The organism is Pseudomonas sp. MF09156, from assembly GCF_059862305.1.
Map to the genome: position 1 here is coordinate 198,399 of NZ_JCBCUR010000002.1, position 26,535 is coordinate 224,933.

Here is a 26,535-nt window from a genome sequence, read left to right on the forward strand (position 1 = left end):
CCTTGGCGAATACGTGCATCCTAGGCAGGCTAATGGTCCGTTGTAAGAGCCATCTCAGACCAATTTCATAGGTCCAATATGTCGCCCATGTCGTTTAACCCTGCTGGTATCGAGCTTGATCGTCGCCAAGGCCTGACACGCCAGTTGTACGAGGCGCTGCGCCAGCGCGTGCTGGATGGGCGACTGGCCAGTGGCACTCGCCTGCCGGCTAGCCGCGACCTGGCAGCGGCCCTGGGGATTTCCCGCAATAGCGTGGTGCGGGCCTACGACCAGCTGTATGCCGAAGGCTTTATCGAAGGGCGGGTGGGTGACGGGACCTATGTGGCGCAATTGGAAAAAAAACTATCCACAAAAGTGTCCACAGGGTTATCAACAGGCTTATCCCCAGCTTTATCCACAATTCACGCCGACCTGCCTGGATTTTCATCCAGTGCAGTTATCCACAGCGGCGCCTTGGGACGTCTGGAAAGCAACCATTTACCCTTGCCGCCGGCTGGCCCGCCACGGGCTTTTCGCGTGGGTGTGCCGGCCTTCGATCTGTTCCCGTTTGACGTGTGGGCCAAGCTGAATGCGGCTTTTTGGCGCAAGCCGAACCTGCAGCAGTTGTGCTACGGCGACCCGGCAGGGGACGCGCGCCTGCGCGGGCTGATCGCCGCCTACTTGCGTAGCTCGCGAGGCATGCAGTGCACTGCTGAGCAAATAGTGATCACCAGTGGCGCGCAACAGGCGATCAGCCTTTGTGCACAGCTGCTGGTGGAGCCCGGGGATGGAGTGGCGATTGAAAATCCCGGTTATCGGGCGGCCGGACATGCGTTCGCCATTGCCGGGGCGAAACTCCAAGGCGTGGCAGTGGACGCTGGCGGCATCGACTGCACCGCGTTGAACGCGCTCAGCGATTGCCGCCTGGCATACGTCACGCCCTCGCACCAATACCCGACGGGAGTGGTGATGAGCCTGGCCCGGCGCCTGGAGCTGCTGGCCTGGGCCGAGCGCACCGGTGGCTGGGTCATCGAGGACGACTACGACGGCGAGTACCGCTACAGCGGCGCGCCCTTGGCCCCGCTGGCCGCCCTGGACCGCAGTGGCCGGGTGCTCTACGTGGGCACCTTCGGCAAGGTGGCGTTCCCGGCGTTGCGCCTGGGCTATCTGGTTTTGCCCCAGGCGCTGGTGAGTGCCTTCACCCGCCGCCGCGCCGTGGATGTGCGGCACTCTGAGGTCAGCACCCAGGCAGTGATGGCCGAGTTCATGGCAGCGGGGCACTTCCAGCGGCATATCCGCCGCATGCGTCGCGCCGCCCTGAGCCGGCGCAATGCCGTGCTGGCCGGCTGGCCGGCCGATGTGCCGGGCGTGGGGAGCCTGCCCGGTGTTGCGGCCGGCTTGCACCTCACCGTGCGGGTGCAGGGCCTGGCCCGTGAAGCGCAACTGGTGGCCCAGGCCTTGGCCGCGGATGTGGAGATCAACGCCCTGAGCAGCTACTGGCTGCCCGATACCGGGCCGGCACCGGAGCTGCGTGCCGGCCTGGTGCTGGGTTTTGCCGCCGTGCCCGAAGAGGCTATTGCCCAGGCGCTGGCCCGGTTGCGCCGGGCCTGGCAGGCCGGTTGAGCCTCAGTTCTGGAAGAACAGGGCACGCGCCAGTGGCGGGCGGATTTCACTGCGATAAATCGCGATCTGGTCGCGCTCGCTCAAGCCCGTACGGTGGATCGCGCCGCCGAGCTTTTGCTGGTCGCGGGTCTTGAGGTGGCCGGCGGTGTAGTTGTCGAGTTCGGCTTGCGGCGATTCGTAGTGGAAGTGCGCATACCACAGCACTTCCTGGCTTTGGTGATCGCGGATGGCGTACTCATCCAGATAGTTTTTGCCGGGCCCCTTGAGGCGTCGGCGGGTGACCACCTTGACGATATTTACCTTCCCCAGGCTGTGCAGCCATTCCACCCGTTCGGCGGTGGGCAGTTGCTGTTTGGTCATGCTGATACGGGTGTTGGTGCCCAATTGGTAGAGGCGTTGCGCCGCCTCGTTGAGTTTGCGGTTGAGTGTGGCAGCAGAGGGGCGATCGCTTTCGGTGAGGTTGCGCTGGGTCAGCGCCTCCTCGACCGTGTTAACCGCCTGCTCCAGGCGTGCCGCGTACTGATGCAGCATTTCTTCGATCTCTACCGGGATGCGTCCGGCTTTTTTGGCATGCGCCAGCACCCGCTGCGTGGCGGCGGGTTCCTCATCCAGCAGGTGCTGACCATCGTTCATGCTGGTATTGAGGTCGGCAGCCTGTGGCTTGGGCAGCTTTGCGGCAGGCCTTGCGCGTTCCACCCACACGCCGGGGCTTTTTTCGTGGAAGGTGGCAATGACCTTGCCCGTCACCGGCGCCCTGACATCCAGCAGGCCTGCCTCGTCAGGCCGCAACTCCCCCACCAGCACGCCGCTGAAACGGGTCTTGATAACCTTTTTTTTCGGCGTCTGCGGCGTTCTGGACGAGCCGGCCTTGGGTTCCGGGGGCTTGCGCTCACGCAGCAGCAGCACCAGTTCGTGAGTCGCCTGCTGGTTGAATTCGTCGATCCGCTGGCGCAGGTCTTCCAGGGGCTCTCGCTGCACGTGTTCAGGGTATTCGGCGTGCAGGTCCAGCAAGCGCTGGTCAATGATGGCGAACTGTTCTACCAGGCTGTTGAGCACATCGAGGCGCTCGTCCGGGTTGCTGATGGTCGATTCGCTCAGGGTCTCGACCCAGGTCAGGATGTTGATATCGGCGCAGTTGACGATTTCATCGAGCTGGCGGTGCGCATCGGTGAACGCTTCGCCGGTGCCTGGCGTGATGCACAGGTAGCGGGTCAGGGTGATTTGCAGGGCTTTGAGGTCGTACAGCTTGAAGTGGGGCAAGGCGCGCAGCGTGGTCTGGATGATTTTGGTGCCCTCGATACCGAGCTTTTCCAGCTCGCGATAACGCGACTCGGCGTATTGCAGGCGCTTGATCATGTCCAGGTTGAGCTTTGATACCGTTCCGGCGAGCTGCGCCTGAAGCTTGGCGTCCCGCGAGGTGATCGTTTCCAGCTCCTGGAGCGTGGTCAATAGCTTGGTGCGAAACATGGGCAGGCGTTGCGCAACGGCCGAACGGGTCAGCAGCAGTTGTTGGCTCAAATAGTCAATCATGTTGCCCTGGTAATTGGGCACCGTGTCGATGATGTTCAGTGCCCGCAGTTGGCGGATGGGCACGTCGTATTCGGCCATGCGGGCGTCGACCTTGTCGATGTACGCCTCGCGCTGGCGCTCGGAGGAGGGGCCTGGCTTTGGCTCTATCGCCGCATGTGCCTGGGTGATTTCGGTTTGCCCGCGTCGCTGGTCGGCGTTGAACGCGTTGAGTTTTTGCCGCAGGTCGAGGATGCGCGAAGGTGCTTTGGCTTGCGCAGCTTTGCGGCGGTTCCTGAACCCGGCACCGCGCAGGCGCAGGCGGGTGTCGACAAACCATTGGCCGGCCAGGTTGCTTAGCAGCAAGGGGCCGTTGTGGGTGGGGCGTTTGGGGTCGATGATCATGACGTTGTCGTTCTCATCCACCGTCACCTCGAACCAGCGTGGGCCGACCGGTGCGTACCATTTATCGGCAAGGGCATAGAGATGCAGGTGCACCCCGGCCTCCGTGATCGGCTCCCCCAGCCCCTCGGGTTTGTCAATTTTGAAGCGATCCAGGGTCGCCCCCAGGCTTGAGCGCGCACGACTGAGTGCGCCGCTGCTGTGCAGGGGGCCTTGATGACGTGCGGCCAGGTCGCTCTCGGACACGTTGGCTTGCTGGCTGACGAGGACTTTGGGCGCCGGCGGCAGTGCTTTTTGCGTCTTTTCCAGAACCGTGGTTTCAGGTTCTACCGGTGTGGGTTCAGGCTCCACCAGCGCCACCTTTTGCGCTGCTCGCTCAGGTGGATGGCGCAAGGTCACGTGCAGCACCAGGGCCATGCCCAGGTTGAGCAGCAGGTCGACCTGAGCCGTCCAGGAAACCTCCCCATTGGGCCCCGGTTCGGCCTGGGCCGTGGCTTGCAGGTCGTCCATGATTTGCCAGATCCATGCGGCGATCCCCACCGTGCGCCCCAAAAAGGGCAGCGCCGCGCCGAAGATCATCCAGCCGGCCTGCCGGTAACTGGCCCAGCGCTTCTGCACATTGGACACCGATTGGCGGTTGGCCAGCTCCACCAGCGCATTGGCGTTGTCCGTGAACAACGTCGCCAGGGCATCATTGCCCAGCACTTCGTCGCTCAGGGCCATGGGGCCACTCATTTGCAGCACCACTTGCGGTTCCACCAGCGCGCGCACCACCGTCCATGGCGAGGGCAGGGCGGCGGGGAACACGTACTGCTCGTAGTTAAAGCGTATGTCTTCGGCCAGCCAGGCCAGCACCGAATCGCGCAGGGTGCGCTGATGCTTGATCGCATACAGCAGGTTTTGCCGGGACGGGAACTGGATCAGCACCGGAGCCAGCAACGGGCGATACAGCAGGCACGGGCCCTGGGTGTGGTCGCGGGGGCCGATCACGAACATATTCGCCACCCCATCCTGTTCCTTGCTGGGGCGCAAGGTCGGGACAAAGGCCAGGCGGCGGAACACGATCTCTTGCCCTTCCACCTGGCGCTCGTGCGCCTCTGCCTGCACGGCCGCCGCCACATAGCGGTAACCGCGCTCGTCGATGCCATGCAGGCGCTGGATTTTCCACTGCAAGGCCAGCAGCGGCAGTTGCACCCGCAAGTGCGAGGTGTAGAGGGTCTGCCGGCTCTTCGACTCAGCTGGGTCGTCGAGCAGGGTGCGTTTGATCAGCGCCGGGTAGTGTTCGCCGATATCGAGGGTTTCGATCAGGTCCTTGAGGTAGGTGTAGGTCAGCCAGGTCGGGCTCTTGCCGCCGTTGTAGAGCACGCTGGTTGTTCCTGTGGGCAGCCCGGTGAGGTTTTCCAGGGCCAGGTCGATCAGGCTGCGCCGGGTGATGTCGCTGGCCCCGGGCAGCACAAAAGTGCCCCAGACCACCGGGCTCTCGATGCTGATCTCGACCTTGTCCAGGTTCAGGCTCGCGCCATTGGGTTGCTGTTTGAGTGTGCCTTGCAACTGCTCCCGGGCGTAGTCGCGGATTGCCGGGATACCGTCCTGGAACGTGCGCCCGTGGTTGTGGGTGTGCAGTTCGGCCAGGTCGATCAGGTAGCGGCTGTAGGTCGAGATGTCGAGGTCTGAGGCGCCGGTCAGCCACTCGGGAAGCTCTTCATGTATCTGGCGGATGTTCGACAGTGAGTGGCTGCTCAGGTCCTCAATCACCGGCAGGATGCGAGCGACCGCCTTGCCGCCGACCGCTGCTGCGGGAGGTGCTTCGATAGCGGATGAGCCCACCGAGCCGATGGCCTCCAGTTGCAGGGCGACCAGGTTACACGCCTGGCTCTCGAAGAAATCCCCCTGCGGTTCGTACAGGCGCCATTGCACGTTCACCTGCGCCGCACTTTGCGTCAGGCCTGTGGGCAGGGCTTGGCCGAAGGCGTCCAGGGAGTCGAATTTCGCATAACCAGTGCTCAGCGAATACGTGAGGATGCGCTGCTGTTGCTCATGTACGCCGATCAGCACCGCGATATCCGACAGGCCAACGTGAATGGACTGGTTTTCGTGGCTGGCATCAATGTCGACCAGGTAAGCGTGGGTCTGGAAGGTATCGGAGGTTTTGCGCCTGGCCAGCTGCGGGAAGTGGAACAGCGTCCTGGCCATGGCGCAATCTTGCTCATCCCAGCCTTCCTGGGCCGTAACGTTCCACACGTTGCGCAAGGAATGGGCGAGTGTCTGCCAGCGGGGGCCTGCCAGGCCGTTGGAGGCATTCCAGTAGTCCAACTGCTGCTCCTGGAAAGCGCTGAAGATCAGGGCCGACAGCTCGTTGACCAGCCGCGCGATAGCATCGATTTTCACGGGCAGGTGGTCGGGGGGCTGGGCTGCGGGCTCCAGGGTGAGGAAATGCTCGCCGTCGATATAGATCACCGGCTCAGGCGACAGGGCCTGGTTGGCCAGGACCGAGGTCAGAGATTCGGTAGACGCCGGCGCTGCCTGGATCGCATCGCCGACGATGCGCCAATGCGGTGTGACGACCATGGCCAGGTCCGGCTCGATGTTCAGTGTCGGGTATTGCTCCTTGAGGGCTGCACGTAGCAGGTTCGCGGCGACTTCACGGATGGAGGGGCCGGTACTCAATTGCATCAGCAGCTCATAGGCACTTGGCGGACGGTTATGGGGGGCGGGTGAGTCGTTGGGCATTTGCAGCTCCTTGGCCAGTGGAAGGCTTGAAGAGCTGCACGGTAGTTTCTGCGGCGGCGGCGAAGACGGTAGATAAATACCCTGGCCGGGGCCGGCGCGCCCAGGCCAAGGTCGATCAGGTGCCGGACTTGATCTTGCTCCAGGCCCGGGTCCGCGCACGCTCGGCGTCGCGCTCCAGGGGCTTGAGGGTGTAGAGCGTGGCCATCGCCGCTTCGGTGGGATACAGGTTGGGGTTGTTGCGAATCGCCGGGTCGACGTGCTCGGTCGCATCCTTGTTGGGGTTGGGGTAGCCGACAAAATCACTGATGGGCGCGATCACCTGGGGTTGCAGCAGGTAGTTGATGAAGGTGTAGGCGTCCTGCGGGTTTTTCGCGCCCTTGGGAATGGCCAGCATGTCGAACCAGATCGGCGCGCCTTCCTTGGGCAGGCGCATGTCGACAATCACCCCGTTCTTGGCCTCCCGGGCGCGGTTGGCGGCCTGGGAGAAACTGCCGGAGTAACCGACGGCCACGCAGATATCCCCGTTGGCGATATCGGCCATGTATTTGGATGAGTGGAAGTAGGTGATGTAGGGGCGGATCTTCATCAGCAACGCTTCGGCTTTGACATAGTCCTTGGGGTTGCTGCTGTTGGGGTCCAGGCCCAGGTGCTGCAGGGCCAGGGGCAGGATTTCCGACGGTGAGTCCAACAGTGCCACGCCGCATTGCTTGAGCTTGCTGATGTGCTCTTCTTTGAAGATCAAATCCCAGCTGTCCACCGGTGCGTCGGCGCCCAGGGCGGCCTTGACCTTGTCCGGGTTGAAGCCGATGAGGATGGTGCCGTACATGTAGGGCACCGCGTGTTTGTTGCCCGGGTCGTTGGCCTCGATCAGCTTCATCAGCTTGGGATCGAGGTGGTTCCAGTTGGGCAACTGGCTGCGGTCCAGGGGTTGGAACACCCCGGCTTCGATCTGCTTGGCCAGGAACACATTGGACGGCACCACCACGTCATACCCGGAGTTGCCGGTCAGCAACTTGGCTTCCAGGGCTTCGTTGGTGTCGAAGATGTCGTACACCAGCTTGATCGCCGGGTTCTGCGCCTTGAAATCTTCCAGGGCCTTGGGCGTGATGTAGTCGAACCAGTTGTAGACCCGCAGGGTTTTTTCTTCGGCGTGGGCGGCGCTGCTGAGCACGGCGGCGCAGAGCACAAGCGACTTGAGCATGTTCATTGGGCTGCCCCTTCAAAACCTTCGAGAACGTTGACGGCATTGATGCCGATTTCTGCCACCGCGTAACCGCCTTCCATCACAAACAGCGTCGGCTTGCCCAGGCGGGCGATACGCGCGCCCATGGCCAGGTAGTCCGGGCTGTCGAGCTTGAATTGCGAGATGGGATCGTCCTTGAACGTGTCCACGCCCAGGGACACCACGATGATGTCGGCGCCATAGCCCTCGATCTCCCGGCAGGCCTGCTCCAGTGCCGCGCTCCAGGTGTCCCAGGCGGCACCGGCCGGCAACGGGTAATTGAAGTTGAAGCCTTCGCCGGCACCCTCGCCCAGCTCGTCGGCATAACCGAGGAAAAACGGAAACTCGGCCTGCGGGTGCCCGTGGATCGAAGTGAACAGCACATCGCTGCGCTCATAGAAGATCGACTGGGTGCCGTTGCCGTGGTGGTAATCCACGTCGAGGATCGCGACCTTTTTGTGGCCCTGGTCGATAAAAGCCTGGGCGGCGATGGCGGCGTTGTTGAGGTAGCAGTAACCGCCCATCAAGTCGCCAGCTGCGTGATGCCCCGGTGGCCGGCACAAGGCGAAGGCGCTGTGGGCGCCTTGTTGGATCGCCTGCTGCGCGGTCAGCGCGACCTGCGCCGCGCTGTAGGCCGCCTGCCAGGTACCGGCGGTGATCGGCGCACCGCCGTCGAAGCTGTAATAGCCCAGTTGGCCGTGCAGGCTGGTGGGCAGCACGCGGCGCAAGGTCCGGGCGGGCCAGGTGTAGGGCAGCAGGTCGCCGTCCTGGCCGAATTCGACCCAACGGGCCCAGGCACCCTGGAAGAACTCCAGGTAGTCGCGGCTGTGGATGCGCTGCAGCGGCGCCAGGCCAAAGTCCTGGGGCGCTTGCACCGGGCCCAGTGCACGGTCCTTGACCCGTTGCAGCACATGGTCGGCGCGCGAAGGCATTTCGAAGCAGGGCATCAACTGGCCGTCCATCAATTCGCAACGGCCATGGTGCAGGTGGTGATCGTGCGAGTAGATCGTCAGCATTTTTATTGTTCTCCGCAGGCAGGTTGGGATGCCTTGCAGTGTTGCGGTGCGCACAGGTTTGGAGAACGGCAGGAGCGGCCAAAAGGGGATAAATATGGCCAAATTGTCTGTCCGAAATTCGCCCCTACATGGGGCGTCAGGCTCGAAATTGACTCGGCGCTACACCGCTCCAGCGTACAAAGGCATGCCGGAAGCTCGCGGTCTCACTGAAACCCAACTGCTCGGCGATGCGGTAGATCGGCCACTGGTCTTGCGCCAACAACTGCTTGGCGCGCTCGAAGCGCAGTTCGTCCAGCAGTTCCTGGTAGCTGCAGCCCAGGTCGTGCAGGTGCCGGCGCAGGGTGCGCGGCGAACAGTTCATCTGCTGGGCCAGGCCATCGAGCCCCGGTGCGGCGTGCAGTTGTGCCGCGAGCAACTGGCGGACCCGCCCCAGCCAGGCCTCGCGCCCGGTGAATTCGGTGTTCTGTTTGCGGCAGCGTTCGGCCATGGCCCGGTGGGTCACGGTGTCGGCCAGGGGCAAGGGTTGGGCGAGCCAGCGCTGGTCGAAGGCGAACGCATTGGCCGTGGCCTGGAACTGCAACGGGCAGTCGAAACACTCGGCATAGCGCGCCTGGTAATCCGGCGCAGCATGCTCAAAGCGCGCGCCCAGCAAGGGCAGCGGATGGCCGAGCAGGTCGTCGCAGATCACCTTCAGCGACCCCAGGCACAGCTCCACGTTGAAGGCGGTCAGCGCCGGGCTCTCGCGGTAATCGCTGGCGGTGAACCAGATACGCTCTCCGTCTTGCTCAAGGCTCAGTTCGAACAGTGTTCCCAACAGCGCCGGATAACGCAGGGCCAGGCGCAAAGCGTCACCGAAAGTGGCACTGGTGAGCAGGGCATAGCCGAGCATGCCGTACGCCGATACGTGCATCCGTCGCCCCACGATCAGCCCGATATCGCGCTGCAAGGCCACGGCATTGGCGCACACTTGCATCTCCTGGTGCGTGGCGATGCGTGTGTCGGCGCGGCTCAGGTCCGCCGCACAGATGCCACTGCCGGCCAGCAGCGCTTCGGCGGGCAAGCCTTCGGCCTTGAAGGTGCTGAGCACCAGGGAAACGGCGTTGAGGGTAGTGAGGTGGGAGTGCAGCATGGGAACTTCCAGCCAGGGGATGGCTGGAAGTGGAGCAAGTTATATGCCGCTCAGCTCAGTTCGCCGCACAGGTCCAGCTCGACCAGGCGCCGTACTTCGTCGTTGGGCAGCCCGGCGCCGAGCAAGGCTTGCAGCTTGCCGAACACGGCTTCGCGGGTCATGCCGCCACCGGACAACACACCGACCCCACGCAGGCGGCTGCCGGCTTCATATACGTCCAGTTCCACACCGCCTTCATGACATTGGGTGATCGCGACGACCACGATGTGCCGAGCCTGCGCACGTTGCAGGCTGGCGAGGAACGCCGGGTTATCGCTGGGCCCGGTGCCGCTGCCAAAGCATTCGAGCACCAGTGCCTGGATGCCGCTGTCGACCAGGGCATCCAGTTGCCCGGCATCAATGCCCGGCACCAGCGGCAATACGCCGACATTGGCCAGGGCCTTGGGCTGGCGGTAGTCCAGTGCGGCAGGCAGCGCCTGGGCCTTGGCCACGCCGCCGTTGCGCTGCAGTGCAGCAAAGGGATGGCGGCCAAAACTGCGGATTTTCGCACAGCGGGTCGGCGCCATCAGTGCGCCGTGGAAGTACAGGTGCACCCCGGGCGCCAGGCCTTCACCCAACGCTGCCAGGGCGCCGCTGACGTTTTCCCAGGCATCGCTGTCGGGCACGCCGGCCGGCAGCATCGAACCGGTGAACACCACCGGCGCCGGCAGGCCCAGCAGTTGGAAACTCATGGCCGCCGCGCTGTAGGCCAGGGTGTCGGTGCCATGCAGAATCAGCACGCCATCGCAGCCCTCGTCCACAGCCTCGACCACGGCGCTGCGCAGGTGTTGCCAGTAGGCGGGCGTCATATTGGCGCTATCGATCAGCGGCGACATTTCCCGAAAGCGCCAGGCTGGCGCTGGTAGGTGGGCAAGCTGTTCGCGCATGCGCGCTTCAAAGCCCGAAGCGGGCGCCAGGCCGTTGGCGCTGGCTTGCATGCCGATGGTGCCGCCGGTGTAGAGCACCATGAGGGTGTTAGCTTTGGACATCGAACAATCTCCTGAACGAAAAACGCCGCCGGGCCCAGAGCATGCCCAAGGCCGGGCGGCGTGTCATCTATCTAGGCTCAGCGTTGCACTTGGGCGTTCAGCTCAGCAGTCGCTTGAGCGGTTGGCTCAGGCTGCACCGGGTTGGCCGGCCAGGCCTTGCGGTCCAGGTCCAGGTCCGGGAACTGGCTGGAGTCGAACACCGGGGTCTTGATGCCCGCCGCGCGCTGGTTGTCGTAGTCGTTGAGGATACGCATGGCGATCTTGAACAGGAACGCCAGGGCGAACAGGTTGACGAACGCCAGCATGGTCATGGTGATGTCGGCGAACGCGAACACGGTGCTCAGGTTCTCGATCGAACCCCAGAAGATCAGCACCAGTACCAACGCGCGATAACCGATCAGCACCTTGCGGTTGTTGCCCACCAAAAAGCGCAGGTTGCTCTCGCCCAGGTAGTAGTTGTACATGATCGATGTAAACACGAACAACGCCAGGGCCACCGAGATAAACATCCGCCCCCAGTCACCGACCACCGCCGCCAGGGAGTTCTGGGTCAGGGCAATGCCGTCGCCTTCGAAGCCTGGGGTGTAGAAGCCCGAAAGCAGGATCAGCAGGGCGGTGCAGGTGCAGATGATAAAGGTGTCGAGGAACACGCTGAACGCTTGCACCACACCTTGAGCGACCGGGTGTTCCACCGAGGCTACCGCGGCCACGTTGGGCGCGCTGCCCAGGCCCGCTTCGTTGGCGAACACGCCGCGCTTCACACCCATGATGATCGCGCTGCCCACCAGGCCACCGAAGGCCTGGTCCAGGCCAAAGGCGCTCTTGACGATGGTCGCGAGCATGGCCGGCACCTGGTCGAATTGCAGCACGATCACGTAGACCGTCACGGCGATATAGACCAGGGTCTTGACCGGCACCAGCAGGTCGGCAATCGAGGCAATGCGCTTGATCCCGCCGATAAACACCAGGCCCAGCAACACCGCCAGCGCCAGGCCGGTGTAGGTGGTGTCGAAACCAAAGGCGTTATTGAGCGAGTGGGTCACGGCATGGGCTTGCAGGCCGTTGAAGGCGAACCCGAAGGTCACCAGCAGCAGGAACGCCATGACCATCCCCAGCCAGCGTTTTTGCAGGCCGTGCTGGATGTAATAGGCCGGGCCACCACGGTAGGTGCCTTCGGCGTCGGTGCGTTTGTAGAGCTGGCCCAGGGAGCACTCGATAAAGCTCGACGACATGCCCACCAGCGCGGTGACCCACATCCAGAACACTGCGCCCGGGCCACCCAGGGTCACGGCAATGCCGACCCCGGCGATGTTACCGGCGCCCACCCGCCCGGCCAGGCTGAGCATCAGCGCCTGGAACGAACTGAGTTGGCCGGCGCTGCTTTTGAGGCTGTCGCGAAACACCGCGAACATATGAAAGAAGTGACGAAACTGAACGAAACGCGAGCGGATCGTGAAGTAACCACCGAGCCCGACAATGAGCACGATCAGTACTTTTCCTGAGAGGAAGTCGTTGATGACTTCTAGCATGGAGTATTCCTCGCTGTTTTTTTGTAAAGGCAAAAGCCGGACGGGTCGAAACATCGCGTTACACACCGTCGCGCAGGCAGCACGATAGGTGGGGCGAGTGCTCGTCCCGGTTCCAAGTCGCGGGTTGTTATTAGTTCGGCGTTCGCATGCGGTTGACGATCGTGCATGCGAAGAGGGGCGGCACTATACCTAGGTGTGCGCCAGCCGTCTGCAAGCAGCGCAACTGAGCGAGGAATGGTCGAAGCGTCACACTGACCTGATGTGGGGGCTGTCGAGCTTTGGTGAGGCTGCGTTAGGCATGAGTATCTACACGACTTGCTCTTTTTTGGTTGTGGGGTGTGAGTACATATCCGTTGCTGCGGTCATGGCCACTTAGGGTTCCGCCCTTACGGCGGCTCACTTTGGAAAAGCCCCAAAGTAAGCAAAGGGCTCTTGCCCCACCACTCGGCACCTCGCCTAGGCTCGGTGTGCCCGTCATCCGACATTGATTTGGGGGGCCGCCGCGATGGGCCATCCCTGGCCCAGCGCGGCTAACCCGGCGTCCTGCCGGGTTACCCCCCAAATCAATATCGGATGACGGCCAGCGTGGTTTAACGGGGCGCTGGGATCAAAATCACAAGCAACGCGAGGCGGCCTGACAGCCGACCTGATCATCGAGGCGTACGCGTACCCTGTAGGAGCTGGCTTGCCTGCGATAGCGGTGTATCAGTCGATGAATCTGTTGGCAGACCTGCCGCCATCGCAGGCAAGCCAGCTCCTACAGGGGAATGCAGCTTCGCGCTCTGGCTTTGCTGTTGCTCTGTTTTTGATCTGGCTTTTGATCTCAGGCGCCCCGTCAAACCACGCTGGCCGCAGGCAGGTATTGCGCAGTGGGCACCCCGGCAGGATGCCGGGGTAGCCGCGACACGGCCATGGATGGCCGATCGCGGCGGGCCCACGGAGCAATGCCTGACTGCGGGCATGCCGAGCCTAGGCGAGGCACCGAGTGGTGGGGCAAGAGCGCTTTGGTTACTTTCGCGCTTTTCGAAAGTGACCCGCTGTAAGAGCGGAACCAATAGCCGCCATGACCGCAGCAACGGATATGTACTCACCCCCCCCACCTTTGTTTTTTGTTGCCTGGTTAAAAGTAGTAACCAATATTCACGTTGGTGCGGTAATACCACTCGTTGCTGCCCACCGAACTGGTGTTGGTAAAACCACTGCCATTCTCTGCGCCGCCATAGGGGTTGGCGTTGCGCGCCCAGGTAAAGTCGACCCAGGCCATCACCGGCATGGCCAGGAACTGCGCGCCTACGGTGAACATCTGCGAATCATCCCAGTCGCTCTTGTCTTTCATCATCCGGCTGTAGTCGGTGTACAACTTGACCTTCTTCAACTGCCCCAGCCTCGGCGTGTAGACGTCATAGCCGAGATTGATCGACGCCAGGCTGGCCTTGGACGCGATCAGGTACGCCGGGGTCAGGCCGTTGCCGCCCATCAGCACCGAGTCCTTGCTGACGCCGGTGGGGTTTTCGGGATCGTATTCGTAGCGGATGGCCTGGGTGGTGACGGTCCACAGCCCCTTGTTGATGATGGCGTGTACACCGGCGGCCCAATAGTCGCCATCGTCCTTGGTGGTGGCGTTGTACAGCTGGGCGGTGGCCAGCGAGGCGCCGATCTCGGTTTTCCAGCCATTGCTGTTGAAGGTGCGCGCCACGCGGGCGTTGAGCTGGTTGCGCTTCTCGTTGTCCTGGCGCGACTGGGTGAAGGCAATCGCGTTGTCGTTCAGGTCGGCGTAACGCCCGACTTCAGGCGAGTAGCGAAGGTCGCTGGGCAACATACGTGGGAAAAAGCCAAGCTGCACGTCCCAATCCTGATCCTTGTAGCTGTACTTGAGGCCGGTGCCGGCACTCACTGCATAGCCCATGAAAAACGGCAGGTGGTAACTCCAGCCAAATTGCGGATACGGCTCCAGGCCAAACGGCTTGAACGGTGCGCCCAGTTGCAGGTTGGAGTTGGCATTGAGCCGATAGCCAACGAAGCCACGGTCGATGGAGCGCTTGCCGTCGTCCTGGAACCAGTAGCCGATATCGCTATAGAGGCTCTTGTAGGTGGCCTGCACGTCCAGGCGGAATGTGTCGAAGAGGAAGCGGCCATTGTTCTCGGTGGTGTCCCAATGCTCGTCGCGATAGTTGGTGCGCAGCGCGCCGCCGATGTCCAGGCTGGCGTCCCCGGCGTCACTGCGCCAGGCAATGTGGGGGAAAGGTTTATTGGCGGCGTTGGCCCGCACCGGCTCGGAAGGGATGGGTTCTGCGGCGAAACCGCTGAAACTGGCAAACATCAATCCTGCACATAAGACACGCTTCATAGAGACCTCTCTACCGGGTGATCGGCAACACTCGTCCGCTTGCCTTTAAAGGCAACTAAGGAGGGAGCGGGTCTTACCGGGTTTAAGTGTTGGTTCTTATTGTTTTATCGGCGAAACGCCGTTTAATCAGTGGATGCACGGGAGTAGAGCAGGAAGTGTGCCAGGCGGTAAATTAGTTTGGATTTTATAAAAAACCGCTTAAAAACAATTGTTTATATGGGAAACAAAGCGCTGTGTATAACCCATGAAACAATCCGTAAGTGCGGTAACAAAGTTGCCCGTGATAGGTGCGTCTTTATTGCACGCTGCCAATGAAACGGGCACTTTGCGGGTGATCCTGTAGGCGCGAGCGAAGAACTTGAGGGTAACGCGGTTATTCAGGATAAACCGCGTTATCGTTAACGTTCTTCGCGAGCAAGCTCGCTCCTACAGGGGGGCTAGAGGTCCAGCACCAACCGTTGGCTCTTGCAGCCCGAAACACACACCATCATCGATTTGTTCGCCGCGCGCTCGGCCTTGGTCAGCACCCCGTCGCGGTGGTCGATCTGGCCTTCCACCACCCGGGTTTCACAGGAGCCGCACACCCCCTCGCGGCAGCTGTGATCGATGTCGCAACCGGCTTCGAGCAGCACATCCAGCAAGCTCAAGCCGGGCTCCACCGACAGCGTCTTGCCGGACTTTTTCAACTCCACGCTATAGCGGTTCTGCGCATCTTCGCTGGGCGGCAGTTCGGCGGCGGTAAAGCGCTCGATATGGGCATGGGGATAACCCAGGCGCTCACAGGTGCCCTCGAACGCATCCAGCATCGGCGTTGGGCCGCAGCAGTAGAAGTGCGTATCCGCAGGTTGGCCGGCGAGGTAGGCGGCGAGGTCCGGCGGCACGCCTTTTTCGTCGTTGAAGTGGTACACCACCCGCGCACCCAGGCCGTTCAAGGCTTCCACCAATGCCGCTTCCTGGCGCGAGCGCGCGCAATAGATCAGCTCGGCGGATTTGCCCTGGGCCAGCAGTTGGCGAAACATGCAGTAGATCGGCGTAATGCCGATGCCACCGGCCACCAGCACACTGTGGCTGGCGCTCAGGTCCAGCGCGAAGTTGTTGCGCGGCGCCGAGATCGACAGCGCCATGCCGACCCGCAGTTGGCTGTGCACATACTCCGAGCCGCCGCGGCTGTTGCGGTCACGCAGGATGCCCACGGTGTAGCGCCCCTGGTCGCTGGGAGAATTGAGCAGCGAGTAGCTGCGCACCAGGCCGTTGGCCAGGTGCAGGTCGATGTGCGAGCCGGCCTCGAACGGCGGGAACACGGTATCGCCCAACGGCCGAAACTCCACGCTGATGATGCCTTCGGCTTCATAGCGCAGGGTGTGTACGCGGGCGTTGAGCAGGGAGGGCTTAGACATCATTCACCTCTGTGACGGTACGCAGGTCGACATCGAGCCGGGCACTGGCCTCGATCTCGACCCGAAGTTCAGGAAACACCAGCGCGCTGACGGCCACCAGGGTGGACGTGGGAAATACGGCCTGCCCGGCGAAGAAATCGCGGCGTGCGCGGCCCACCTGGTCCTTGTCGGCGATATCGGTGAGGTACACCGTCAGCCGGTAGATATTGCCCAGATGCCCACCGGCCGCCGTCACCAGCGCCTGGATCTTGCCCAGCACCACCAGGGTCTGGGCGTAGCAATCCAGGGTCGCGTCGCGGCTGGCGGGGTGTGCGGTCATCCCGGACATCACCACCTCGCGACCGATCAGCAGCGCATTCGACCAACTGGCCCCGGCGGGCGCCACCACGACCGGGTTCATGGCAGTTGCTTCGCGTCGATCAGTTCGAGCTGGGCCTTGGCCGCGTTCTTCAGGTAACGGCGCATGCGCACCACACCCAGGTCGTGCTGGTAGAGGTTTTCGCGCTGGTTGGCGTCCGGTTCCATGAACTCCAGCAGCACCCGATCCTGCTCCAGCACGGCCCAGTGCCGCGCTTCCAGGCGGTTTTTGTAGAGGAAGCGCCAGGTGTCGCGCTGCCAGCCGGTCAGCGGTCGGCAGCGCCAGTGGAACACCGCCGAGAGCGCGCGGCTGCTTGGGGTGTAGCTGCCGATAATGGTGAAGTTGCCGCCCGGGCCGCCGGTTTTCGGGTAGGGGATTTCCAGGCGCAGCCAATGGCAGCCGTTGTCCATGAACTCGGTCCAGTCGAAGTTCACCCCGCGCTGGCCTTCCTTCTCGAAGAAGAACCCGTTGTCAGTGTCGCGGGTGACGAACTTGGCGGTGGCTTCGCCTTCACTCATCGAGTGCGACATCTTGTGCAGGTAGGTGCCGTGCATCGGGTCCATGACGTTGTCGATCACGTAGCGGTAGTCGCCTTTCCACTCGGTGTAGCAGACGAAGCTGCTCCACTCCGGGGACGTCAGTTGCTCGGGCAGCACCAGGTCCGGCGGGGTCGCTAAATGCGGGTCGGTGGCATTGAACAAAAAGATCGCGCCTGCCGCTTCGCGGGTATGGAACATGCGGGTCGGGCGGCTGCCTTCGAGTTTGCAGCCAGGGCTGCCCGGTACCTTGGTCACGGTACCGTCACAGCGCACTTCGATGCCGTGATACGGGCATTGCAGGCGATCACCCAACACCGGGCCCTGGGACAGCGGCGCACCGCGATGGGGGCAATGGTCTTCGAGGGCGTGCACGCGGCCATCGTTGTCGCGCCACAGGGCGATCTTGTAGCCCAGGCGGCGTACCGATACCGGCTTTTCACCCAGCAGGTCCGAGGGTAATACCGGGAACCAGAGGTCTTTGAGGCCATTGGCCAGATGGTTTTCAACAGGGTCGACGGTCAATTGCATAGTCATTGTTTTATTCCTTCTGCCGGGTCATTCGCCCAGCCGGGCCATCAGGGTTTGATAGGCATCTGCCGTCCACTCGCCGCTGGTCAGCGGGCAGGGCGGGCCGGCCAGGTTGAGGTGGGCGAGCAGCGCCGCCAACTCGGTCACGCCGTTGCCGAAGGCGCGCTCGATGGAGTCGCCCAGCAGCTCTTCAAACTGGGTATTGGGCCGTTTGCGCGCCTGATGGGGCTCGAGGAATCGTTCGGTAGTGCTCATGTCATTGACCTCCGTTGCGTACCCGTTCGCGGATGGTTTCGCGCACCGGGATAAAGTCGTATGTCGGGAAAACTTCAGTGCTGAACACGCCCCACGCCGAGCGCTCAAGCTCCACGTTAAGGGACGGCAGCAGGCCCGGCGCCAAGCGCAGGGTGACGATCTGGCCCAGGCCCATGGCCACGGTCCAGCTCACCACCTCCACGCCTTGCGGTGGAAAGCGCTCCCACCAGTCCTGCTGCTTCATGTGCCGCTGAATGTCTTCCAGGTTTTTTGATTGGTCGTGCTTGAGCAGCACGGTCACCAGCAAGGTGTCGCTCATGGTCAGGCCGCGCTTTGGGTGGGGATGGTCCAGGCGTCGTAGCCGTAGACCCAATCGGCATTGCCGCCGTCCTTGAGCCACTGGTTGCCGCGCGAGCCGATCTGGATCTGGCTGGTGCGTTCCAGGCGCGCCTGCTGATAGCCCTGCAAGGCAGCGGCGACCTGGGACGGGCTGTCGAGGTCTTGCAGGTAACGGGCGAGCACCACCGCATCCTCGATGGCCTGGCCGGCACCCTGGGCCATGAACGGCATCATCGGGTGGCACGCATCGCCCAGCAGGGTGATCGCGCCCTTGGACCAGAACGGCAGCGGGTCGCGCTCATACAGCGCGGTCTTGAGCACATCGCTGCACGCATCCAGCAGGGCACGGGCGTCGGGGTGGAATGCCTGGTAGTGGCTGCGCAGTTCGTCGGCATCGCCGGCGCTGGTCCACGACTCTTCATGCCAGCTGTCCTGGGCGGTAGTGGCGAAGATAAAGATGTCCTTGCCCTGGTTCAGCGGGAACGTAACGATCTGGCTCTGCGGGTTGGGGCCCCACCATTTGGTGAAGGCCTGGATATTCGGCACATGGGCCACCAACTCGGCCGGCACCACCGCGCGGTATGCCACCACCCCGGTAAAGCGCGGGTGCTCTTCGCCGAACAGCGCGTTGCGCACCACCGAGTGGATACCGTCGGCGCCGATCAGCACGTCACAGCGGTGCTGGCTGCCATCCTTGAAATGCAGGCAGATGCCGTCGTCAGTGTGCTCGATCCGTTCGGCACGCTTGGCGAACTGCACCTGCTCCAGCGGGAACACTTCGGCCAGGGCCGCCAGCAGATCGGCGCGGTGGATGGTCAGTTGCGGGGCGCCGTACTTCTGCTCGGCGGCGTCGGACATTTCCAGGCGTGACGTCTCTTCGCCGCTGTCCCACATCCGGCTGATACGGTGGGTCGGCCGCGCGGCCGGGATGCGCACGGCGGCGCCAATTCCCAAGCCATCCAGCGCCCGTACCGCGTTGGGGGTGAGGTTGATGTCGGCACCGACCCGCAAAAAGGCCTTGGACTGTTCAAACACGGTGACCTGGTGACCGGCGCGGTGCAGGGCGATCGCGGCGGTCAGGCCGCCGATGCCGGCGCCGGCGATAGCAATATTTAAGGAAGGCATGTGCGACTCCTGCTCAAGGTTTCGGTTTGTCGGTGAGGAACTTGCCTTGCGGCGCCTCGACGTGTTGCTGGCGCCGGGTATTGCCGTCGATACCGCCGGCAATCGCCCATTCGGCGAACACCGTGGGCCCCGGCTCAAAGGTGCGGGGCTGCCATTCGCCGGTCAGTTGGTCTTCGTCGGCGTAGTACTCCACCAGCGCGCCAGCGGGGTTTTTGAAGTACCAGAAAAACGCCGAAGACACCGGGTGGCGCCCAGGGCCGATCTCGGTCGGCCAGCCGCTGCGGGACACGTGCATGCCGCCGCCAAACACCTCGTGCACATCGCGTACGGTAAAGGCCACATGGTTCAGCCCCGCCCGTGGCGCCGGCAGTTGCAGCATGAACAGGTCGTGATGGCCGCCTTCCTCGGCGGTGCGCAAAAAGGCCCCGCGGTCCGGGTAGCGGTCCGAGGCCTGGAAGCCGAAACGTTCGTGGTAGAAGGCTTCGCAGGCGTTTACGTCCTTGACGAAAAACACCACGTGGCCGACCTCAATCGGCGTGGCGCGCTCGTAGATCGGCGCCGCCTTGTTGATCCGGCCCTTGGTCTGCCAGGTGTTGTGGCCGCTGCACTCGATCTCCAGCTCACGCTTGCGCGTCACTTGCAGGCGGATCGCCAAGCCGTTGGGGTCGGTGCAGCCGATACGCCCGTTGCCCTCGACAAACCCCGGGTCGTTGGCGATGCGTTCGGCGTACAGCGCAAGGTCCGCCGCGTCGGCCACGCCCCACACCACTTCGCGCACGGTCGAGCCGGCCTCGATGGCGGGCGGCAGGCCGGGTTTGTTCAGGTCGGCGAGCACTACGCGGCAGCCGTTGAGGGTCTCGAAGATCACCTCATCGGGTTGCGCGCTGACCTGGGTCAGGCCCCAGTCGCTGAAAAAACGCACGCAGGTGTCGAGGTCCTCGACGCCATAGGTGACTTCATCAATACCTAAAACGCTCATCACGCTACCTCGTGTGGCACACCGGCCCAGGCCAGTGGCTGTTGGTTCATGCCCCAGTAGAGGCTCTTTTGTTCCATGTATTGCAGGATCCCCAGCCGGCCTTTTTCGCGGCCCAGGCCGCTGTCGCGCCAACCGCCGAACGGCGTGGAAATCGAGAACTGCTTGTAGGTGTTGATCCACACCGTGCCGGCCTGCAAGTGCCGGCCCAGGGCCCAGGCGCGCTTGTAGTCGCGGCTCCAGATGCCTGCCGCGAGGGCGTACAGGCTGTCGTTGGCCTGCTCCAGCAGTTGCTCTTCATCGTCGAAGGGCATGGCCACCAGCACCGGGCCGAAGATTTCTTCCTGGCACACCTGTTGTTGGTTGTGCAGGCCTTCGAGGATGGTCGGCGGGTAGAAGTAGCCCTGGTCATACAGGCCACCGCTGGGGCGCTGCCCGCCCAGGCGCAGGCGCCCGCCTTCGGCCAGGCCGAGGGCGACGTAGCGTTCCACCGATTCACGATGGCTGGCGCTGATCAGCGGGCCCATCTGCGTGTTTTCGTCGGCCGGGTCGCCCATGCGCAGGTTCGCGGCGGCGGCTACCAGGCGTTGCATGAAGGGTTCGTACAGGGCGCGCGCGACAAACAGCCGCGAGCCGGCAATACAGGCCTCGCCCGAAGAGCTGAAGATGCCGTAGAGCACGCCCGCCACCGCGTGGTCGAGGTCGGCGTCATCAAGGACGATGGTCGGCGACTTGCCGCCCAGCTCCAACGACACCGGCATCATCTTGTCGGCGGCGATATGGGCGATGTGCTTGCCAGTGCGGGTGCCGCCGGTGAACGACACGCGCTTGACCAGCGGGTGGCGGGTCAGCGCGTCGCCCAGCAGCGAGCCCTTGCCGGGCAGCACGCTGATCAGGCCCTTGGGCAGGCCGGCCTCTTCACACAAGCGCGCCAGGCGCAGGGCCAGCAGCGGGGTGATTTCCGCTGGCTTGATCACCACCGCATTGCCCGCCGCCAGGGCTGGCGCGACCTTTTGCGCCTCGCTGGCAATCGGCGAGTTCCACGGAGTGATCGCGGCGACCACGCCCATCGGCTCATACACGCTCATGCTGACGAAATCGCCGCGCGAGGGGGTGATGGTTTCTTCGAGGGTTTCGCAGGCGGCGGCGAAGAACTGGAAGGTGCCGGCCGCACTGGCCACCAGCGCGCGGGTTTCATTGATCGGCTTGCCGTTGTCCTGGCGTTGCAGCTGCGCCAGTTCTTCACTGTGCAGGCGGATCAGCTCGGCGATGCGGTACAGCACGCTGGCCCGCTCATGGGGTTTGCGCTGGGCCCAGCCGCTGTGCAGGAAGGCCTGGTGTGCGCCCTGGATGGCGTCTTCTACATCCTGCAGATCGGCAGCGTTAAGCCAGGCCACGGCCTCGCCGGTGGCCGGGTAGCGGCTGGCGTAGCGTTCGCCACGGCCCAGGCGCCAGTGGCCGGCGATGCAGATCGGTAAAGTCTGTTCGAGAGTCATCGACGGGCTCCTAAATTGAGATGGCATGGGCGTGGTTGCCCAGCGCACGGACCACGCTGTACACGGTCAGCGCCGAGGTCTTGGGGTTGGCCAAAAGCGGCTTGCCGCGCAGGCTCAACTCGAAACGGCCAAAGGCGCCACGGGCTTCGAAGTGGTGGACGTTTTCGTCGCTGTGGGGGTCGGCGATCAGCGTGACGTGGGTGCGATCCAGGCCCAGCCCGGCCAGGGACAGGGTGGCGGCGACGTTGGCGTTTTTCGGATACAGCCGCGCGGCTTCGCGGGCGCTGCCCTGGAAGATCACCGTGGCTTGGCTGATGGTGTCGAGGTCGCACGCCTGCTCGCCGGGAGTGTTTTTCCAGGCGCGGGCCGGCTTGCGCCCGGTGTAGTTGACCGAATCCAGGCCGCCGACCTTGGCCGCCGACAACGCATCAATACCGCCAATCGCACCGGGCAGCAGCTCGATGCGGGTCTTGCCGCGCTCAGCGGCTGCTTCCAGGCGCTCGACCAGACCCACTTCGGACAAGGCGCCGACCGACACAATCAGGCAGGCAATCCCACGCTCCAGGGCCGGCAGCACATGTTCCTCGATAGCGCGGTGGCCGGCGCACTCCACCAGCAAATCCGGGCGCGTATCGGCGGGCAAGGCGGTGAGCACCTGCGGCGGTCGCTGGAAACTAGCCAGGCGCTGGCGCACCAAGGCTTCGGAGCCCTCGGAGGCGATGACGTAATCCACGCACAGCTGCGGATCGTTCTCCAGCAGCTCCAGCACGCCGACGCCAATGGCGCCGCAGCCGATCATGGTGATATGCAACATGCGGCGATCCTCAGGCGGTGGCCTTCTGGGCTTTGGTTTCGCTGTTGGGCGGGCCGGCGAACTGGGTGGCGAAATTGCCCACGCTGAGCATGTCCACTTCCAGCAGGAACGGGCCGGGTTGGCTCAGGGCGCTGTCGACCACCTTGCCGAAATCCTTGAGGTCGGTGACCAGGCCGTGGCGCAGGCCCATGGATTCGGCGAGCTTGGTGTAGTCCGGGGTGTGCAGGTCGACATAGCAATGCCGGCTACCGTAGACCGCGTCCTGGATATTGCGGATGACCCCATAGCGCTGGTCGTTCATCAGCAGGATCACCAGGTTGGCGCGCTCCTGGACCAGGGTCGCCAGCTCACCCAGGTTGAGGATGAAACCGCCATCGCCCGCCAGGGCGAACACCTTGCGCTCGGGCGCGGTTTCAGCGGCTGCGACCGCGGCGCCGATGCCCATCGCCAGGCCTTGGCCGATACCGCCGCCCAAGGCGTGAACCCCGGCACGCGGGTGGTACAGGTTGAGCAGGCGGTTGCCCCAGATGCTGTTGGACAGGGTCACATCGCGCACCCAGGAGAAGTTGCGCCCGGTGCTGGCCTGCAATTGCTCGACCATCGCCGAGTACGGGCCCAGGTCCGCCACCAGTTGGTTGCGCGATTGCTCGCGCACGGCCTTGAGTTCGACGAGGAATTGCGGATCGGTATGCAGGCGGCCTTCCAGGCGGTCAGCCAGGCCGTCCAGGGCCAGGGCCGTATCGCCGCAGATAAACAGCTCGCTGGCATAGCTGCGGCCTTCGATGGCCGGGTTGGCGTCGATGCGCAGGGTGTTCTGCGGCAGCTTGAGCGCGTACTTGAAGGTCTCGTTGCTGCGCAGGCGCGACCCGGCGATCAGCAGTGCATCGCAGGTTTGCAGGAACTGCTCGACCCGTTTGTTCTGCGAAAAGGCCCCCAGGCAGCGCTCGTCGTCTTCATTGACCACGCCACGGCCTTGGGTCGAGGTGATCACCCCCACGCCCATCGCCAGCAGGCGCTTGACCTGCGCCCCGGCATGCCGTGCGCCGCCACCGAGCCAGAGCATCGGGCGCTTGGCACTGGCCAGGCGCGCGGCCACCAGTTCGAGGGCTTCCGGTGCCGGCACGGCAACCGGGATCGGCAGCGGCGACAGGTCGGTAGGCATCGGGATAAAGGTCGACTGGATATCGATCGGGATCTCGACGCTGACCGGGCCGGTGGGCGCGGTGAGGGCGGTCTGTACCGCGAGCTTCAGGGTGCTGATGGCGGTCTCGACGCTGCGCACGCGAAAGGCGGCCTTGGACACGGCCTTGAGCATGTTCAACTGGTCGCGGGCTTCGTGGATATACGCCAGTTCCTGATCCAGGTATGGCGTCTCGATCTGCCCGGTGATGTGCAGCAGCGGGGTGCCGGCAGTCTGCGCTTCAACCATGGCGCCGGCGGCATTGCCGGCGGCGGTGCCGGTGGAGGTCAGGCACACGCCCAGGCCGCCGGTGGTACGGGCATAGGCGTCAGCCATGTTGGCGGCGCCGGCTTCACCCCGGGCCATGACAAAGCGGATATTGCCGCGCACGGCGAAGGCATCGAGGATCGGCATGTTGTGGATCGAGATCACGCCAAACGCGGCCTTGACGTCGCATTGTTCGAGAAAGGCGGTGATGGCAGCGCCCACGGTGACAGTGTTTTCATTACGCATGGCGGGACAGGCCTCCGGATACATCGATATGGCTGCCTGTGGTGTAAGCCGACAGAGGCGAGGCCAGAAACAGGATCGCGCGGGCCGCTTCAATCGGCAGGCCCAGGCGCCCCAGGGGAATATGTTTTTGTTGGGCCAGGCGGGCGGTCCATTGCGCCCAGTCGAGGTCGCGTTCTTCACGCGCTTCGAAGCGGCGGCGCCATTGCCCGGACTCCACCAGGCCAATCAGGATGCCGTTGACGCGGATGCCTTGCGGGGCGAACTCGGTGGCCATCGAGCGCACCAGGTTCTTGATCCCGGCGCGGGCGGCCGAGGTGGCGACCATGTGCGGCTCCGGCTGGCTGGCCAGCAGTGAGTTGACGCAGACGATGGCGGCATCGGCCTGGTTTTGCAGCTGCGGCTTGAAGGCGCGGACCGGGTTGATCACCGAAAAAAACTTCAGGTGCAGCTCTTCGGTCCAGGCGCTGTCGGTGGTGTCTGCGAAGGTCGAGACCCGGCCTTGCCCGGCGTTGTTGATCAACACACTGGCGGCGCCCAGCGCGGCCTGGCTGGCGCTGGCAAAGGCGTTGACCGCTTCGCCATCGAGCACATCGCACACCTGGGCCAGCAGTTGGCCTTGGGGGAAACGTTGGCGCAGGTCGCTTTCGGCACGGCGCAGGCGTTCTGCATCGCGACCGCAGAACGCAACGGCGGCGCCGGCTTCCAGCAGCAGCTCGACGCACGCCAGACCAATGCCCGAGGAGCCTCCGGTGACGATTGCAGTGCGGCCCTGCAATGGATAAAGGCTCATCTCAATCTCTCATCAAGGCAGTGACGCGGGGCTGGCTGCTGTGGGCGCCGCCGTTGTAGTTGAGCAGGCGCGACAGCTCGTCGGCGCTGCGTCGTACCTGGGTCAACAGCTCTTCAAAATTCACATGACCGATCTGCGTGGTCGGGATGGTTACGCCGAGGGCGGCCACGATGTCGCCGCTCTGGTCGCGCACGGGCGCGGCCACTGTGGAAATCGCCGATTCAAAGAACCCTTCGCCGCTGACAAAGCCGCGCTGGCGGTCGGCCTGGAGCATGTCGAACAGCTCCATCACGGTTTTGGGGGTGCAGTGGGAGTGCTGTTCCAGGTGCTCCTCGGGGTACAGCTCGCGCAGTTCGGCCAGTGACAGGTCTTCGAGGAGGATGCGCCCCAGCACCGTGGCATGGGCCGGCAGGCGGGTGCCGACGTTGACCGCGTTGGAGAACACCGACGGCGGCGAAACCTTGGCCACATAGACGATGGAACGCCCGTCGCGCACCACCAGGTTGCTGGGGTAGTTAACCCGGTCGCACAAACGGGCCAGCAGCGGCTGGCCGAGTTCGGTCAGCTCCAGCGAGGCCAGGTACTCGAAGCCCAGGCGCAGCACCGACATGCCCAGGCGGTATTCGTTGCCGCTGCGGGTGACGAAGCCCATGGTTTCCAGGGTGGTCAGCAGGCGGAAAATGGTCGAGCGCGGCAGCGCCAGGCGCCGTGCCAGTTCCGGCGCGGTCAGGGTGCGGTTGCGCCGGCTGAACTCGCAGAGCAGCAGCAAGCCGCGCTCCAGGCCCGGCACGATGTATTTGTCCTGAGCATCCTTCAGCAGATCTGAGTCGTTCATAGGGTTCTACCTGTCAGGGATTGTTTGAGGGCGTAGGCCAGGCGACCGGCAACCACCAGCGGTTGTTCGATGGGGCTGGCATGGCCTGCGTCGGCGATCAGGTTGAAGCTGGCACCCAGGGCCTTGGCTACGCCCAGGCAGGTGTCGGGCGTGGTGATGGCGTCGGCTTCGCCGCAATGCACTTCGCAGGGCATTGCAGGTTGGCCGTGGCGCAGCAAGTCGTCGCCGCACAGCAATTCGATGGCCTGGCGATAACCCAGCGGGTTCAGGCGGGCCATGTTCCAGTGCACCCAGGCCAACGCTTCGGGCTGGGCCCGCGACGAGAGCATGTGGGCGCTACGTTGTGCGGCCAGGCCGGCGATACCCAGGCGTTGCAGGTTATCCAGGCGTTGCTGGCGTACTTGCTGGCGCTGCTGGCTGCGCTCGGGTGCGCCATAGCCGCGAGCCGGGCTGATCAGCACCAGGCGGCTCACCCGCTTGGCCTGGGCACTGCGGGCCAAGGCCAGGGCGGTCAGTGCGCCCAGGGAATGGCCGACCAGCACGCACTCGTTCACCTCCAGCGCATCGAGCATCTGCACCAGGCGGGCGGCGTATTGCTCGGCCTTGGGCACGTCCGACTCCAGGGGGCTGGAGTCGCCATAGCCGGGCGCGTCCCAGGCGATGACCCGGGCCTGGGCCGCCAGGTGCTGTGCCACTTGCAGCCAGGACGCCGCGCCCGAGCCGATACCGTGCAGCAACACCACCGCCGGCCCCGTGCCGCATTCGCGCAGGGCCTGCTGGCCACCGGCGGCGGCGACCAGGCGCTGGGGGAAGTCGCGCTGCAGTTGGGCTTGCAGGTCGGCCGTCGGCGCGGCTTGGGTGAGTCCTGGCAACATGGGC

General features: G+C 63.9%; 21 protein-coding genes. 1 reads left to right on the top strand and 20 read right to left on the bottom strand.

What is annotated here, in order from left to right:
- Window positions 1–78 precede the first annotated feature (78 nt).
- A complete protein-coding gene (gene pdxR / locus AC19YY_RS06660; RefSeq protein WP_170057511.1) occupies window positions 79–1,602 on the top strand; it encodes a MocR-like pyridoxine biosynthesis transcription factor PdxR in 1,524 nt (507 codons plus the stop codon).
- 3 nt (window positions 1,603–1,605) lie between these two features.
- Here the strand turns inward: pdxR and AC19YY_RS06665 are convergent, their stop codons facing one another.
- The 20 genes from AC19YY_RS06665 to AC19YY_RS06760 form a co-directional block, all read right to left on the bottom strand.
- Complete coding sequence (locus tag AC19YY_RS06665; RefSeq protein WP_500603988.1) at window positions 1,606–6,240, bottom strand: dermonecrotic toxin domain-containing protein; 4,635 nt, start codon at window positions 6,238–6,240, stop codon at window positions 1,606–1,608.
- Between the two features lie 115 nt (window positions 6,241–6,355).
- Window positions 6,356–7,447 (bottom strand): polyamine ABC transporter substrate-binding protein, encoded by a 1,092-nt coding sequence (locus AC19YY_RS06670; protein ID WP_169954013.1) that lies wholly within the window; start codon window positions 7,445–7,447, stop codon window positions 6,356–6,358.
- Window positions 7,444–8,478 carry a histone deacetylase family protein gene (locus AC19YY_RS06675; protein ID WP_169954012.1) on the bottom strand — a complete coding sequence of 345 codons (1,035 nt, stop codon included), beginning with the start codon at window positions 8,476–8,478 and terminating at the stop codon, window positions 7,444–7,446. Before AC19YY_RS06675 ends, AC19YY_RS06670 begins: the two co-directional genes overlap by 4 nt.
- Before the next feature lie 136 nt (window positions 8,479–8,614).
- Entirely contained in the window at window positions 8,615–9,607 is a 993-nt protein-coding gene (locus AC19YY_RS06680; RefSeq protein ID WP_057440561.1) for an AraC family transcriptional regulator, read from the bottom strand.
- Window positions 9,608–9,657: 50 nt separating this feature from the next.
- Window positions 9,658–10,635: an asparaginase gene (locus tag AC19YY_RS06685; RefSeq protein WP_170042045.1), complete on the bottom strand. Its 978-nt coding sequence runs from the start codon at window positions 10,633–10,635 to the stop codon at window positions 9,658–9,660.
- A 77-nt stretch (window positions 10,636–10,712) separates the two neighbouring features.
- Window positions 10,713–12,164 (bottom strand): alanine/glycine:cation symporter family protein, encoded by a 1,452-nt coding sequence (locus AC19YY_RS06690; protein WP_432754792.1) that lies wholly within the window; start codon window positions 12,162–12,164, stop codon window positions 10,713–10,715.
- Between the two features lie 1,120 nt (window positions 12,165–13,284).
- On the bottom strand, window positions 13,285–14,511 hold the full coding sequence (locus AC19YY_RS06695; RefSeq protein ID WP_169955451.1) for a hypothetical protein: 1,227 nt from the start codon (window positions 14,509–14,511) through the stop codon (window positions 13,285–13,287).
- A gap of 437 nt (window positions 14,512–14,948) precedes the next feature.
- Entirely contained in the window at window positions 14,949–15,908 is a 960-nt protein-coding gene (locus AC19YY_RS06700) for a PDR/VanB family oxidoreductase (protein ID WP_172313788.1), read from the bottom strand.
- Entirely contained in the window at window positions 15,901–16,308 is a 408-nt protein-coding gene (locus tag AC19YY_RS06705; protein ID WP_500603989.1) for a Rid family hydrolase, read from the bottom strand. Before AC19YY_RS06705 ends, AC19YY_RS06700 begins: the two co-directional genes overlap by 8 nt.
- Entirely contained in the window at window positions 16,305–17,339 is a 1,035-nt protein-coding gene (locus tag AC19YY_RS06710) for a Rieske 2Fe-2S domain-containing protein (RefSeq protein ID WP_172313786.1), read from the bottom strand. The genes AC19YY_RS06705 and AC19YY_RS06710 overlap by 4 nt, the downstream gene beginning before the upstream one ends.
- A gap of 21 nt (window positions 17,340–17,360) precedes the next feature.
- Window positions 17,361–17,588 (bottom strand): recombinase-like helix-turn-helix domain-containing protein, encoded by a 228-nt coding sequence (locus AC19YY_RS06715; protein WP_029289990.1) that lies wholly within the window; start codon window positions 17,586–17,588, stop codon window positions 17,361–17,363.
- Between the two features lies 1 nt (window position 17,589).
- Complete coding sequence (locus tag AC19YY_RS06720; RefSeq protein ID WP_169955447.1) at window positions 17,590–17,907, bottom strand: hypothetical protein; 318 nt, start codon at window positions 17,905–17,907, stop codon at window positions 17,590–17,592.
- 2 nt (window positions 17,908–17,909) lie between these two features.
- Window positions 17,910–19,052, bottom strand: coding sequence for an FAD-dependent monooxygenase (locus tag AC19YY_RS06725; RefSeq protein WP_492633895.1), 1,143 nt, complete (start codon window positions 19,050–19,052; stop codon window positions 17,910–17,912).
- A gap of 13 nt (window positions 19,053–19,065) precedes the next feature.
- Window positions 19,066–20,031: a VOC family protein gene (locus AC19YY_RS06730; RefSeq protein WP_169955445.1), complete on the bottom strand. Its 966-nt coding sequence runs from the start codon at window positions 20,029–20,031 to the stop codon at window positions 19,066–19,068.
- Window positions 20,031–21,524, bottom strand: a complete 1,494-nt coding sequence (locus tag AC19YY_RS06735) for an aldehyde dehydrogenase (RefSeq protein WP_500603990.1) — start codon at window positions 21,522–21,524, stop codon at window positions 20,031–20,033. The genes AC19YY_RS06730 and AC19YY_RS06735 overlap by 1 nt, the downstream gene beginning before the upstream one ends.
- A gap of 10 nt (window positions 21,525–21,534) precedes the next feature.
- The gene (locus AC19YY_RS06740; RefSeq protein ID WP_500603991.1) at window positions 21,535–22,338 is read right to left on the bottom strand and encodes an aspartate dehydrogenase; all 804 of its coding nucleotides are present in this window, start codon (window positions 22,336–22,338) and stop codon (window positions 21,535–21,537) included.
- Window positions 22,339–22,348: 10 nt separating this feature from the next.
- Entirely contained in the window at window positions 22,349–24,031 is a 1,683-nt protein-coding gene (locus tag AC19YY_RS06745) for a thiamine pyrophosphate-binding protein (RefSeq protein ID WP_500603992.1), read from the bottom strand.
- On the bottom strand, window positions 24,024–24,821 hold the full coding sequence (locus tag AC19YY_RS06750) for an SDR family oxidoreductase (protein WP_170057518.1): 798 nt from the start codon (window positions 24,819–24,821) through the stop codon (window positions 24,024–24,026). The genes AC19YY_RS06745 and AC19YY_RS06750 overlap by 8 nt, the downstream gene beginning before the upstream one ends.
- A 1-nt stretch (window position 24,822) precedes the next feature.
- Window positions 24,823–25,656: an IclR family transcriptional regulator gene (locus AC19YY_RS06755; RefSeq protein WP_169955440.1), complete on the bottom strand. Its 834-nt coding sequence runs from the start codon at window positions 25,654–25,656 to the stop codon at window positions 24,823–24,825.
- A complete protein-coding gene (locus tag AC19YY_RS06760) occupies window positions 25,653–26,531 on the bottom strand; it encodes an alpha/beta fold hydrolase (RefSeq protein ID WP_172313780.1) in 879 nt (292 codons plus the stop codon). The genes AC19YY_RS06755 and AC19YY_RS06760 overlap by 4 nt, the downstream gene beginning before the upstream one ends.
- Window positions 26,532–26,535: the final 4 nt, after the last annotated feature.

Excerpts from the sequence above, each read along its gene's own strand:
- AC19YY_RS06685 (WP_170042045.1), bottom strand. The coding sequence starts at position 10,635 with ATGTCCAAAGCTAACACCCTCATGGTGCTCTACACCGGCGGCACCATC.
- AC19YY_RS06690 (WP_432754792.1), bottom strand. The coding sequence starts at position 12,164 with ATGCTAGAAGTCATCAACGACTTCCTCTCAGGAAAAGTACTGATCGTG.
- AC19YY_RS06680 (WP_057440561.1), bottom strand. The coding sequence starts at position 9,607 with ATGCTGCACTCCCACCTCACTACCCTCAACGCCGTTTCCCTGGTGCTC.
- pdxR (WP_170057511.1), top strand. The coding sequence starts at position 79 with ATGTCGCCCATGTCGTTTAACCCTGCTGGTATCGAGCTTGATCGTCGC.
- AC19YY_RS06675 (WP_169954012.1), bottom strand. The coding sequence starts at position 8,478 with ATGCTGACGATCTACTCGCACGATCACCACCTGCACCATGGCCGTTGC.
- AC19YY_RS06740 (WP_500603991.1), bottom strand. The coding sequence starts at position 22,338 with ATGTTGCATATCACCATGATCGGCTGCGGCGCCATTGGCGTCGGCGTG.
- AC19YY_RS06730 (WP_169955445.1), bottom strand. The coding sequence starts at position 20,031 with ATGAGCGTTTTAGGTATTGATGAAGTCACCTATGGCGTCGAGGACCTC.
- AC19YY_RS06725 (WP_492633895.1), bottom strand. The coding sequence starts at position 19,052 with ATGCCTTCCTTAAATATTGCTATCGCCGGCGCCGGCATCGGCGGCCTG.
- AC19YY_RS06700 (WP_172313788.1), bottom strand. The coding sequence starts at position 15,908 with ATGTCTAAGCCCTCCCTGCTCAACGCCCGCGTACACACCCTGCGCTAT.
- AC19YY_RS06760 (WP_172313780.1), bottom strand. The coding sequence starts at position 26,531 with ATGTTGCCAGGACTCACCCAAGCCGCGCCGACGGCCGACCTGCAAGCC.
- AC19YY_RS06745 (WP_500603992.1), bottom strand. The coding sequence starts at position 24,031 with ATGCGTAATGAAAACACTGTCACCGTGGGCGCTGCCATCACCGCCTTT.
- AC19YY_RS06670 (WP_169954013.1), bottom strand. The coding sequence starts at position 7,447 with ATGAACATGCTCAAGTCGCTTGTGCTCTGCGCCGCCGTGCTCAGCAGC.
- AC19YY_RS06710 (WP_172313786.1), bottom strand. The coding sequence starts at position 17,339 with ATGACTATGCAATTGACCGTCGACCCTGTTGAAAACCATCTGGCCAAT.
- AC19YY_RS06735 (WP_500603990.1), bottom strand. The coding sequence starts at position 21,524 with ATGACTCTCGAACAGACTTTACCGATCTGCATCGCCGGCCACTGGCGC.
- AC19YY_RS06720 (WP_169955447.1), bottom strand. The coding sequence starts at position 17,907 with ATGAGCGACACCTTGCTGGTGACCGTGCTGCTCAAGCACGACCAATCA.
- AC19YY_RS06695 (WP_169955451.1), bottom strand. The coding sequence starts at position 14,511 with ATGAAGCGTGTCTTATGTGCAGGATTGATGTTTGCCAGTTTCAGCGGT.
- AC19YY_RS06715 (WP_029289990.1), bottom strand. The coding sequence starts at position 17,588 with ATGAGCACTACCGAACGATTCCTCGAGCCCCATCAGGCGCGCAAACGG.
- AC19YY_RS06750 (WP_170057518.1), bottom strand. The coding sequence starts at position 24,821 with ATGAGCCTTTATCCATTGCAGGGCCGCACTGCAATCGTCACCGGAGGC.
- AC19YY_RS06665 (WP_500603988.1), bottom strand. The coding sequence starts at position 6,240 with ATGCCCAACGACTCACCCGCCCCCCATAACCGTCCGCCAAGTGCCTAT.
- AC19YY_RS06705 (WP_500603989.1), bottom strand. The coding sequence starts at position 16,308 with ATGAACCCGGTCGTGGTGGCGCCCGCCGGGGCCAGTTGGTCGAATGCG.
- AC19YY_RS06755 (WP_169955440.1), bottom strand. The coding sequence starts at position 25,656 with ATGAACGACTCAGATCTGCTGAAGGATGCTCAGGACAAATACATCGTG.